Annotated in this window: 8 protein-coding genes and 1 riboswitch; of the genes, 4 read left to right on the top strand and 4 right to left on the bottom strand. The window is 43.1% G+C overall.

The annotated features are described in order from the left end of the window. Positions 1-6 precede the first annotated feature (6 nt). Together Q3A68_RS12815 and Q3A68_RS12810 are read right to left on the bottom strand one after the other, a co-directional pair. A complete protein-coding gene (locus Q3A68_RS12815) occupies positions 7-1,275 on the bottom strand; it encodes a DUF6895 family protein (protein ID WP_302901495.1) in 1,269 nt (422 codons plus the stop codon). Next, positions 1,262-1,492, bottom strand: a complete 231-nt coding sequence (locus Q3A68_RS12810) for a hypothetical protein (RefSeq protein ID WP_302901494.1) — start codon at positions 1,490-1,492, stop codon at positions 1,262-1,264. The genes Q3A68_RS12815 and Q3A68_RS12810 overlap by 14 nt, the downstream gene beginning before the upstream one ends. A gap of 1,105 nt (positions 1,493-2,597) precedes the next feature. Further along, positions 2,598-2,708: riboswitch (SAM riboswitch) on the top strand. A 202-nt stretch (positions 2,709-2,910) separates the two neighbouring features. Here Q3A68_RS12810 and metH point away from each other — a divergent pair. The 4 genes from metH to Q3A68_RS12790 all read left to right on the top strand — a co-directional run bounded on the left by metH (position 2,911) and on the right by Q3A68_RS12790 (position 10,295). Continuing rightward, positions 2,911-6,630, top strand: a complete 3,720-nt coding sequence (metH, locus tag Q3A68_RS12805) for a methionine synthase (RefSeq protein WP_302901493.1) — start codon at positions 2,911-2,913, stop codon at positions 6,628-6,630. Positions 6,631-6,764: 134 nt separating this feature from the next. Beyond that, on the top strand, positions 6,765-7,721 hold the full coding sequence (metF, locus tag Q3A68_RS12800) for a methylenetetrahydrofolate reductase [NAD(P)H] (RefSeq protein ID WP_302901492.1): 957 nt from the start codon (positions 6,765-6,767) through the stop codon (positions 7,719-7,721). Between the two features lie 39 nt (positions 7,722-7,760). Next, positions 7,761-8,984 carry a hypothetical protein gene (locus Q3A68_RS12795; protein WP_302901491.1) on the top strand — a complete coding sequence of 408 codons (1,224 nt, stop codon included), beginning with the start codon at positions 7,761-7,763 and terminating at the stop codon, positions 8,982-8,984. A 69-nt stretch (positions 8,985-9,053) separates the two neighbouring features. Next, positions 9,054-10,295 (top strand): outer membrane protein, encoded by a 1,242-nt coding sequence (locus Q3A68_RS12790; protein ID WP_302901490.1) that lies wholly within the window; start codon positions 9,054-9,056, stop codon positions 10,293-10,295. Positions 10,296-10,317: 22 nt separating this feature from the next. On the opposite strand, the gene thrC is transcribed toward Q3A68_RS12790, so the two are convergent. Together thrC and Q3A68_RS12780 are read right to left on the bottom strand one after the other, a co-directional pair. After that, positions 10,318-11,628, bottom strand: a complete 1,311-nt coding sequence (thrC, locus tag Q3A68_RS12785) for a threonine synthase (RefSeq protein WP_302901489.1) — start codon at positions 11,626-11,628, stop codon at positions 10,318-10,320. A gap of 71 nt (positions 11,629-11,699) precedes the next feature. After that, the gene (locus Q3A68_RS12780; RefSeq protein ID WP_302901488.1) at positions 11,700-12,635 is read right to left on the bottom strand and encodes a homoserine kinase; all 936 of its coding nucleotides are present in this window, start codon (positions 12,633-12,635) and stop codon (positions 11,700-11,702) included.

Raw genomic sequence — 12,635 nt, 5'->3', positions numbered from 1 at the left:
GCAGTTCTATCCAAATGAAGTTAGCTGGCTAAGCCTGCCCAATAGTTCGGCTGCCTGGGTTACAAGAGCACTGCTCCCTATCTTCTCTTCATAAGCTATTTGGATCAATTCAAAAACTCTATCATATTGCTTTTGCTGCACACTCCTGTATAAAGCAATATTTAGCAGCAAGTCAGCCAATGGATTTTTCTCGTTTTCTTCCAATTGGTCAAAATCCGCCAACCAGTGGGGATTTGAGTTTCCGGCCCTTAAAAATTCAAGCACTTTTTGAGGAATTTTTGGACTGGGTTTATTAGCAGAAATATTTGATGGTGGCCTCATCCCTGTTTGCAAAGAAGCTGAGCATAGCAAGCCCATTACGTAGACGGTGTGATAGGCGGTAGCATGTAAATATTTTTTCTTTTTTTCGCCCTCGAGCTTTTGAAGCGTATCAATACGCGTTGCAGGCGATGGTAAAAAACCAGCCTCATCCTCCACCCGCATCAGCACCTGGAAAGCAAAAACAGCTAAAGGGCTCCAGGCGCTACCGGTGAGTGGCCAGGCTAAAAGCAATTCGCCGGCTAAATCATAATCCTGCTCGTCAATACAACGGGCAAGCATCGCTTCAGCTTCTTCTAAAATCAACTCTGTTTTCTTTCCTATTTTCCAGGGGGAGATATTAAAACAAGTGGCATACATGAGTGCATGGGTAAAAGCGTATAAGTCTTCGCGCGTGCCATGCAACAGGTCTACGGGATATGAGAGCGCCGAATTTGTGATCATATCAGAAATACGCTTCCCGGCCGGCTCGTTGCTGCCGGTCCAGACCCGCTTCACCCATTCCTGCTCCAGCATACGATGCGGCGGCCGCTCGCGTCCGAAATGAGATTGTGCACTGATGCTTTTATCGAGCATTCTATCAAAACAGTTATCGGGATAGCCTATCCGGGTTAAAAAAACATGCGCCTGTGCGAATTCTATAGCCAATGCCGGGTACAGACATATTCCTAAGAGAATCTTTTTGCTGCGTGCATATGGTGCCAGTATTTGCGCAATTTCAAACACTTTATCCTTTATAGCCGCGTGTTCAACTAACGACGCTGCATATAAAAGAAAAGCCGTTTCACCAATCACTTTCTCGGGCAGTATCTTATCCTGTAACGTGTCCGGGTCATCGTATCCTTCCTCTGCCAGCAGGCCAAGGGTATTCCTGGAGAAAGACAAAGCATGCAGTACCCGGTATTCGAAGCCGGTAACCGATGCTTTGTCAGATTGGACCGGATTACCGTAATTCACCTGCTACCTCAGCAAGAGTATTAATATTTTCCACCGGCGAATTTACCCCCGGTAGACGATAAAGGTGGATAAATGTGCGCATGGTTCCGCAGAATCCTTCCCATGGCTCATCTGCCAATGAAAGTGAAGGGCCGATCTCTGCTACCATTTTACCGATTGCGTTAAAGTCAACGGCTTTGCTGTCAAGAAGTTTCTTAACAATGTCATGTTTGTTCATTTTTCGTTTTTTTAAGGTTAAATATTTACTTATTAAAAGAGACCTAAAACCAAAGTTTACCGATGGATTTACAATTGTAAATTTAACCTATAGGCAAATACAGTATCAACCGTGTTTATACGTTATCTGTTGCGTTGAATTACGCTTTCGTTTCCTACTATTGTAGCACTTGGGCTACCGCTATCGTAATGATAAGCAACTAACAGATTAGATCACTGTCAGTTAATAGTTAACCAAGCAGGACGGGGTGGGTGGGTTGTGCAATCCTGCTTTGGTAAAGGATTCCGTTCGAAATCCAATCATGCAGCATTTTTTGCGGTTTACTTTGCCTTTTGCTGCCCGGAAGAAAATAGGCTGAATGATATTGTGTTAACACCGACAACAGCCTGAACTCTTTAATAATATCACCACATATCTTACCTTAGTAGTAAAATTGCCTAAACAACTTTAGCTAATCATGCTATTTGAAAATTTGAGAATACAAAATAAAAGGCCGTTTCTATTCATCTTCATCTGTTTCGCGTTTATTTCAATATTTTATTACCTACAGCCAAAAAGTTCTGACGAGGTTGCTGCGGATAGATTCGTTAAAAGCCTAAATCTAATTTTAACATTGAAGATCAAAGAAATCATACCTACAAACAATGGTAGATAGCCTGTTTTAGTAGGTGATGTAATTCGTTCAAATAAAAGAAATAGTTACCGGGCCAATTTTCAAACGAGCAATAATAACTATGACTATTGTCAGATCAACAGCAACAAGGGCTTAATCGTTTTTCATTGTGTGGAGGCGAAAAATAACGAAGAAGTAAGATTGAATGACAGTTTAGTTATTAATTCGAATCAGAATAGATATTGGTTATATAGGAACGGTAATCTTACCGAATCATATAATCTGCATGTAGGATCTGACGGGGATTTCTCTAATCAACTGACTTACGAGTTAGCAAATAGCAATTATTGGAAAAACTAATGCATTGGTTAGGATTTACAATACCTCCCCCGCAAAACAACTTAATTTGAATCCGCTTCCAAAATGACACTTCCCCAACACTAACAGTCCTTCCCAATTTTGACTTTACAACATTATTGTGCAAATTTGCACTGCTTATAGAGAAAGACGGAGGGATTAGACCCTGCGAAGTCTTAGCAACCTGTGCTTACAAGGTGCTACGTTCTACTTATCCGCCTCAAAAATGGATAGGACAGATAAGCGAAAGTCAGACAATACAACCGACTTTTCGACATAAGCCCTTTTTAGATGTGAGATTTGAGATATGAGATTTGAGATGGTTTTTCAACCTTCTTTCCCTCGCGTCAAGACTCTCTATTCTATGATTTGAGATATCTGTTTGTGATTGGATTATAAACTGTTTTCCGGTCTCATATCTCATATCTCACATCTCAAATTTAAGAGAATGGACATACGAAGAGAATTAGAGAAACGCATACTGGTAATTGACGGGGCAATGGGTACCATGATACAACGGTACCAGCTGACCGAGGAGGATTTTCGTGGGGAAAGGTTTCGTAATCACCCTTCAGACTTGAAGGGCAATAATGACCTGCTGAATATTACCCGTCCGGATGTGATCGAGGCCATACACCAGGAATATATTGATGCAGGCGCGGATATTATTGAGACCAACACTTTCAGCACGCAACGCATTTCGCTGGCCGACTACCACATGGAGGAGTTGGGCTATGAATTAAGCTATGAAGGTGCACGCATCGCCCGCGAGGTGGTGGATGAATACAACAAGAAACATCCTGAAAAACCGCGCTTTGTGGCCGGCGCTATCGGGCCGACAAACCGTACCGCGTCCATGTCGCCGGATGTGAACGACCCGGGTTTCCGTGCCGTTACCTTTGATGACCTGGCCGAAGCTTATTATGAGCAGGTGCGCGGATTGGTTGATGGCGGTTCAGATTTATTACTGATCGAAACAATCTTCGATACTTTGAATGCCAAAGCGGCTATTTATGCAATAAAACGCTATGAGCATGAATGCCGCGCAACGGGTAAGGATCGTTCCTTTTACCGGAGCACCAGCAATATCATGATTTCGGGCACCATTACCGATGCATCAGGTCGTACACTATCCGGTCAAACAGTGGAGGCTTTCTGGAACTCAGTTCGCCATGCTGATCTGTTGTCAGTTGGTTTGAATTGTGCCTTAGGCGCCAAAGAAATGCGCCCGCATTTGCAGGAACTTTCTGAAAAGGCCAACGTGTTCATTTCTGCCTATCCAAATGCAGGCTTGCCGAATGAGTTTGGTGGCTATGATGAAATGCCGCACGAAACTGCGCATTTTATTGAGGATTTCCTGGATTTCAATATGGTGAATATCGTAGGCGGGTGCTGCGGTACCACACCCGAACATATCCGTTGTATTGCCGAAAAAGCAGCCAAAGCAAAGCCCAGGACGCTACCCGAGGTTGAACCTTATTTACGCTTAAGTGGTTTGGAAGCGGTAAATGTAACGCCCGAAACTAACTTCGTCAACATTGGTGAGCGTACCAATATTACAGGATCACCCAAGTTCTCCAAACTCATTTTAGGCGAGGATTACGAGGGCGCGCTTGTAGTAGCCCGTCAGCAGGTAGAGGGTGGTGCACAGGTGATTGACGTGAATATGGACGAGGGCATGATCGATTCGGAAGCAGCAATGGTGAAGTTTTTGAATCTCATTGCATCCGAACCCGATATTGCCAAACTGCCTATCATGGTCGATTCGTCCAAGTGGACGGTTATCGAGGCCGGATTGAAATGCTTGCAGGGGAAAGGTATCGTAAACTCGATCTCGCTGAAAGAAGGGGAAGATAAATTTAAAGAGCAGGCACGTAAAATATTAAGCTATGGCGCGGCTGTGGTAGTGATGGCTTTTGATGAACAGGGCCAGGCCGATTCATTGGCGCGTCGTATAGAAATCTGCAAGCGCAGCTATGATATTTTGGTAAATGAAGTAGGCTTTCCCCCTCAGGATATTATTTTCGACCCGAATATCCTTACCGTGGCAACCGGTCTGGAGGAACACAATAACTATGCAGTCGATTTTATCGAAGCCACCCGTTGGATCAAACAAAACCTGCCGCTGGCTAAAGTAAGCGGTGGGGTAAGTAATATTTCTTTCTCGTTCCGCGGTAATAACGTGGTACGTGAGGCGATGCACTCGGCATTCCTGTATCATGCTATTAAAGCCGGTCTGGATATGGGTATCGTAAACGCCGGAATGCTGGAAGTGTACGAGCAAATACCAAAAGACCTGCTGGAAAAAGTAGAAGATGTACTGCTTAACCGCCGTCCGGATGCTACCGAACGGCTTGTAGAATTTGCCGAAACTGTAAAAAGCAAGGGCAAAGAGGTAGTGAAAGACGAAGAATGGCGCAAGGGCCCGGTTGAGGAACGTTTATCGCATGCCCTGGTAAAAGGGATTATCGAATACCTGGACGATGATGTGGAAGAAGCACGCCAGAAATTCGCCAAACCACTGGAAGTGATCGAAGGACCGCTGATGGACGGAATGAATGTAGTGGGTGACCTGTTCGGCGCCGGGAAAATGTTTTTGCCACAGGTGGTAAAATCAGCGCGTGTGATGAAGAAGGCAGTAGCATATCTACTGCCCTTTATAGAGCTGGAAAAACAGCGGGTAATAGATGCCGGTGAAGACAGCACTGAAAGCCGGGCTAATGCAGGCAAAGTATTGATGGCTACTGTCAAAGGCGACGTACACGATATTGGTAAAAACATTGTCGGTGTAGTATTAGCCTGTAATAACTTCGAGGTGATAGACCTCGGGGTGATGGTTCCGCCCCAAAAGATCATTGAAGAAGCAAAAAAACATCAGGTAGATATTATCGGGCTGAGTGGTTTGATTACACCATCATTGGATGAAATGGTCCATTTTGCTAAAGAAATGGATCGTGAAGGGTTTACCATTCCGCTCATTATCGGCGGGGCTACTACCTCGCGTATTCATGCAGCTGTAAAAGTGGCGCCTAATTATCATCATGGGGTTGTTCACGTACTGGATGCATCACGCAGCGTAACCGTCTGCAGCAACCTGATGAACAGGGAAACACGCAATAGCTACATCCAATCGATAAAAGAGGAGTATGACAAGGCCCGCGAAGCGCACCTGAACAAACGTTCGGACAAGCGCTTTGTAAGCATTGATGAGGCCCGAAACTCCAGGTTACAGATCAACCTGAATGGTTCTATCCCGCCAAAGCCAACCTTTACAGGTACAAAGGTGTTTGAGTCGTTCCCATTAGAAGAGCTGATCCCTTATATCGACTGGACACCGTTTTTCCATACCTGGGAGCTGCGCGGATCGTACCCTAAAATATTTGACGACAAATACGTTGGCACTGAGGCTAAAAAACTCTTTGATGATGCGCAAGTATTGTTAAAAAGGATCATCAAAGAAAAACTATTAAAAGCAAATGCCGTGATCGGTTTTTGGCCGGCCAATAGTGTGGGTGATGATATCGAACTATACACTGATGAAAGCCGCAAACAGGTTTTAACCACCATACATACGCTGCGTCAGCAAGCGGAAAAAGTGAAAGGCGAACCTTACTATGCCTTGTCCGACTTCATCGCGCCAAAAGATAGCGGTGTACAGGATTATTGGGGCGGTTTTGCGGTAACGTCCGGTATAGGTTGCGATGAACTGGTGGCGGAGTTTGAAAAAGACCACGACGACTACAATAGCATAATGGCTAAAGCATTAGCTGACCGCCTTGCCGAGGCGTTTGCCGAAAAAATGCACGAACTGGTTCGCCGGGAATATTGGGGCTATGCCAAAAATGAGGCGCTAAGCAATGAAGACCTGATAAAGGAACAATACCAGGGCATTCGTCCGGCACCGGGATATCCTGCTTGTCCTGACCACACGGAGAAGCTCACTCTATTTGGTTTATTAAAGGCCGAAGAAAACACCGGCATACAGCTCACTGAAAGCATGGCTATGACACCGACCGCGGCTGTCAGCGGTTTCTATTTTGCACATCCACAGGCAAGATATTTCGGTTTAGGCAGGATAAGCCAAGACCAGGTAGAAGATTACGCTAAACGCAAAAACATGCCGGTCAAAGACGTTGAACGCTGGATGGGACCGAATTTGAATTATTAGTCAAACTGTCATTGCCAGGAACGAAGCAATCGCATACTATACAGGGCGAAGAGGCACAGTTCGCGAGTGTCACGCTACGCTCGCAATGACAAAGTATAAATTGTTATTATATATTTGATCCGACTGAATCACAAATGAAGATCACCGAACATATACAAAACGCAAGAGGCAAAACACTTTTTTCATTCGAATTAATACCGCCACTTAAAGGCCACAGTATAGAAGGGCTTTATAACGCCATCGACCCCTTGATGGAATTTAAGCCGCCGTTTATTGATGTCACCTCGCTGCGCGAGGATTTTATTTACAAACAGCATGAAAGCGGCTTGCTGGAAAAAGTAAGTTACCGCAAAAGGCCCGGCACCATAGCCATCTGCGCGGCCATCATGAATAAATATAAAGTAGATACTGTTCCGCACCTGCTGTGCGGTGGTTTTACTAAAGTAGAGACAGAATACGCTTTGATAGACCTGCAGTTTTTGGGTATTGAGAATGTGCTGGTGCTCAGGGGCGATGCGCGCTTAGCCGATTCATCATTTGTGCCCACTCCAGGCGGACATTGTTACGCTACTGATTTGCTTGCACAGGTGGTAAACATGAACAACGGCAAATACCTTCATGATGAAACCCCAGAGAACCTGAAAACGGATTTTTGCGTGGGAGTGGCCGGATACCCTGAAAAGCACTTTGAAGCACCCAACTTAAAAACCGACTTCAAATACCTGAAACAAAAAGTAGATATGGGCGCCAATTTTATTGTAACCCAGATGTTTTTTGATAATCAGAAGTATTTTGAGTTCGTGAATAACTGCCGGGTGAATGGCATCAATGTCCCTATTATACCAGGGCTAAAGCCAATCACTAGTCCAAAACAATTGGTCAATCTTTCAAAGACATTTCATATCGATATGCCTGAAGATCTCTGTGATGCGATAAATGGCTGCAAAAATGATAAAGACGCCCGCGAAGTGGGTATTGAATGGATGATCAACCAATGTAAAGAGCTGATTGAGTTTGGCGCGCCTGTTTTGCACTTTTATACCATGAGTAATGCCGGCCCGACCAGGAAGATTGCAGAAGCGATATTTTAATTGCTATCTTCACTGTCTGAACTATTATCACAATTTCAAATGAAACTTTCCCTTATCGTGCTTTTTATCGCGCTTCCGCTCAGCATTTTTGCGCAATCTAACTACCATTCAGGTTACGCTGTAAAAAACAATGGCGATACTTTAAAGGGGTATATTGATTACCGTGAGTGGGAACGTACGCCAAAATCTATCCAGTTTAAAGTACGGCAAACCGACAAGAACATATTGGAATTTGATCCACAAACAATCAAATCGTTTGAAATTACCGGTATGGAACACTACATAAGCTATTCTGGCATTATCAGCATGGATCAAACCAGCTTTCCTGATCTTCCTACCGGAATAGATACCAGTAAAATGCTACAAAACATATTTCTGAGACAGATAACAACCGGTAAATACCTCAAGCTTTATTATCAGAAGGATGATATCAAGAAAAGATTTTTTGTTTCTACCGACGGCGGCAGTCCGATGACAGAACTAAAATACTATCAATATTACACCGATGAGCATAACGTGATCGAAACAACAACTTACAGAGGCCAACTGAATTATTATATAAATCTGTATGGTACCAGTGATAAAAATTTGGCCAGCTACGTTCAGCATGCACAATTTACCGAAGCCGATCTCAAAAAGGTTGTTGATATGATAAATGGAGATAATGGTGGCGCAAATAATAAAAGTAAAGCTAAAAATAGCCGTTTTTTTGCTGGTTTTGGCGTAAATTATACGCAAACCCTATATGATGTGAGTGGATATTCAGATGGAAATTTTGAAGTCTCCCGTGCAACTGTTTCCCCCAAATTAAGTGCTGGGATTGACTTATTTATTAATCCAAACGTTCAACAAATAATTTTAAGGGCAGAAGTCTCGGTCTCATATGTTAACCCCAGATTTGTATTACCTGACGGAGGTACATATACATTCAATCAATATACAATGGGTATAACACCTCAAATATTATTCAATATTTATAACAAAGATGCTTTTAAGATTTACCTGGATGGCGGTATTTCGTTCAACTTTTCTTCGTATTCTAATAATAAGGCCACCTACGCTAGTTCGGGCTATGTCCAGCAATCACCTTATCAACTGGAGTCTTATTGGGCAAGTTTTCCTCTGCAAACCGGCGTAGTAATCGACAAAAGAATAGAGATCGCATTAACTTATACTGGCGCAGCTGCCTACACAAAATATACTAACTTTTCGGTTGCTAACAGGGCCATATCGGCCGGATTCAAATATTTATTTGGCCGATGATTGACATTGCGTTGTAGAAATGTTTTTTAGATCGACCATATCATCCAAACCAAATTCACAATAATCTATATGAAACTAAATTTAACAGCACTGTTTTTAATAGTCCCTTTTGCTCTTTTCGCCCAATCCAATTACCATCCAGGCTATATTTTAAAAAACAATCGAGATACATTAAAAGGATTTATAAACTATAGGGAATGGCGCCAAAATCCGAAATCAATAGATTTCAAGGTTAACAAAACTGAAAAGCAGGTTCTTCAATTTAATCCTCAATCTATTAAGGAATTCCAGATTACCGGACTTGAAACGTATGTAGCTTATACCGGGGAGATAAGCACGAATCAGACCAATTTTTCAAACCTGCCCGAGAAATTGGATACGACCTTGAAATCAGATACCATATTTCTGCAGCGACTTGCCACCGGTAGTCACATGACCTTATACAAGTACACTGACGAAATTAAAACCAGGTTCTTTGTAGCAGAAACCAACGGCTCCCCCGAAGAGCTTAAATACTATGAGTATTATACCAATGCACACGAAATAGTTGACAAACAGGTTTTCAAGGGTCAGCTAATTTCATATATCAATAAACTAAACTTACAAATCCCGGGCCTTGTAAATAAATTAGATCAGGCTCGTTATGAACAAACAGATTTAGAGCAGTTAATAAATGAAGTCAATAATAACGATAAAAAGACTTTTACTAAGAAAGCTTCCTCAAGCCGGTTTTTTGCCGGTATCTCCGTAGGAAGAACTACTACAGAGGTTTCGGAAATAACCATTGCCGGATTACCAACAGATATATTGCATGGCCAGGCAGCAACATCTCCCAGAATTAATCTTGGTGTTGATTTTTTTGATAATCCAAACGTTCAAAGGTTTGTATTCAGGGGAGAAATAGCTTTTTCGTATGCCAATCCGAATTATGCATACCAGATAGCCCGGGTCGATGGCACAAGCGCACATACGACTTATACATTTAACCAATACACCGCTTCTGTTGCACCACAAATATTGTTCAATTTTTACAATAAGGACGATTTTAAGGTATATATAGATGCTGGCATAGCTTTCAATTTTTCGTCTTATACTAACAACAAATTTGTCATTGACGAATCCGATATAGCCGGACCAGATCTCGCGCCTTTTTGGATTAACTTTCCGCTACAAGCGGGTATGGTCTTAAATAAAAAAATAGAGGTATGCTTCACCTACATTAACAAAGCCTCCTTTTCGCGGACCTCAACCTTTGATGCAAACAATCAAACTGTTAGCCTGGGTGTAAAATTTCTCTTTGGTAAAAAATAGCCCTGCTTACTGGAAAATAATGTTAGTTATTTTCCAGTAAATACTTCTTGAAATCTTCAAAGTCAATACCCAGCGAAGCTGCATGCTTGGTTTTACCTTCCAGCCTCTTCACTTCTTCTGGTATCACAATAGCTTTTGAAACGTGATCGGGTAGTACATCCGGAAATTTACATGGATGTGCCGTTGACAGAAACACGCCCGCAGCTTTTCCCGTAGGCTGATTCTGCTGCCAGTCTTTTAATGCCTGCCATGCTATTGCCGTATGCGGGCATACCACATAGTTGTAGCTACTGTAAATCTTTTCGATAGCCTGTAATGTTTCCTCATCAGTATAACTAAAACCGACTACCTTTTTGGTGAGTTCAACCGGGTCGGCTTTAAACATATCAGCAATCCTCACCCAGTTACTTGGGTTACCCACATCCATCGCGTTAGATATGGTTTGTACCGATGGTTTAGCCTGATAAACACCAGTTCTCAAAAACTCAGGAACAGTGTCATTAGCATTAGTGGCAGCAATAAATTGTTCCACTGGTAAGCCCATTTTCCAGGCCAGAATCCCGGCACCAATATTCCCGAAATTACCGCTCGGCACAGAAAATACCACTTTATTCTTACCTTGTTTCAATAATTGAGCATAGGCATTAAAGTAGTAGAACGTTTGAGGTATTAAACGGGCTATATTGATAGAATTAGCTGAAGTAAGCCTGAATTTTTTATTTAGTTCAGGATCGGTAAACGCTTGTTTAACCAATGCCTGGCAATCATCAAAAGTACCGTCGACCTCAATGGCACGGATATTTTGTCCATTAGTGGTTAGTTGCAATTCCTGTATGCCGCTTACTTTTCCTTTTGGGTAAAGGATGGTAACCCTGGTATTCGGAACACCTAAAAAGCCAAGCGCAACCGCCCCCCCTGTATCGCCCGAAGTTGCCACCAATACATCCAGCTGCTTCTCTCCTTCTTTTAGAAAGTAGCTCATCACCCGACTCATAAAGCGTGCACCAAAATCTTTAAACGCCAACGAAGGGCCATGCCACAGCTCAAGTACATACACACTTTCTTCCAGCCCAACGACAGGCGCGAAAAAATTGATAGCATCAGTAATAATCGCCTTCAGGTCATTGTCCGGAATGTCATCACCCAAAAGGTTCTTAGCCACATAAAATGCTATTTCCGGCAGCGTAAAGCTATCCAGGTTGTTTAAAAACTTATCATCCAGCCTCGGGATTGAAACAGGCATATATAAACCCCGGTCTTGCGGCATACTATTAAAAACAGCCTCTTTGAATGAGACCTGGTGGGAGGTATTGTTGGTACTATAGAATTTCAATTGATGTACGATTTTAGATTTACGAATTACGATTGTTCATTTTCTGTGCTGTGGCCTTTTACCTTTCAGATTCAACCTATTACTCGGGGTCCCTGATCATTAATATCTGATACGTAGATATTGGAACCAATTCCTGCTCCGGCCAGGTGCTTTTGCAGTTTTTGGGCAATCTGTTTTGCTTCTTCTTCACTTTTTGTAAATGCAAATACTGAAGGACCGGAGCCGGATATGCCAAAACTTACCGCACCCATTTCCATAGCCATTTCTCTCATTTTGTAAAAATCAGGAATCAGCATTGAGCGGACCGGCTCTACCAGTATATCCTTCATACTGCGGCCAATTAAGTCGATATCATTCATAAACAAACCGCTTACCAATCCGGCAATATTACCCCATTGGGTAACGGCATCTTTCATATATATCTTATCGCGAATGATCTGCCTGGCCTCACGGGTAGGTACATCTACATCTGGGAATACAATAGCGCAATACAATCCCTTAGGATGCGGCAACCTGATCACATCCAATGGTTCATAGCTGCGAATGAGCACGAACCCGCCCATCAGTGCCGGTGCTACATTATCCGCATGGCCATGCCCGCAAGCCATCTCCTCGCCCTTGATGGCAAAGGGTAATAACTTCGCCACATCGGTTTCATCACCCAATAGTGTTTTAGCAGCAAATAAACCTGCAACGGTGCTGGCCGAGCTCGAACCCAGACCACTGCCTATTGGCATTTTTTTATGCAACTCGATGTCCAGGCCAATATCGGTCCGGTCAATGCTTTTTAAGTAATGCTGAACACTAACACTAACGGTATTTTTAGCCGGATCAAGTGGCAGCCGACCGTTATCCCCGGTTATTTTACTGAGCGTAATTCCTGGCTTGTTGGTTACCCGCATAATTACTTCGTCGCCGGGCTCATTTACGGCAAAGCCCAATACATCAAACCCGCAAACCACATTAGCTACAGTTGCCGGGGCAAAAACTTTTATAGAATCTTTCAT

Source organism: Mucilaginibacter tolerans (assembly GCF_030519375.1).
In the GTDB taxonomy this organism is placed as follows: domain Bacteria; phylum Bacteroidota; class Bacteroidia; order Sphingobacteriales; family Sphingobacteriaceae; genus Mucilaginibacter.
Note: the sequence above shows the minus strand (reverse complement) of the source record. Positions and strands in the feature narration are given on the sequence as shown.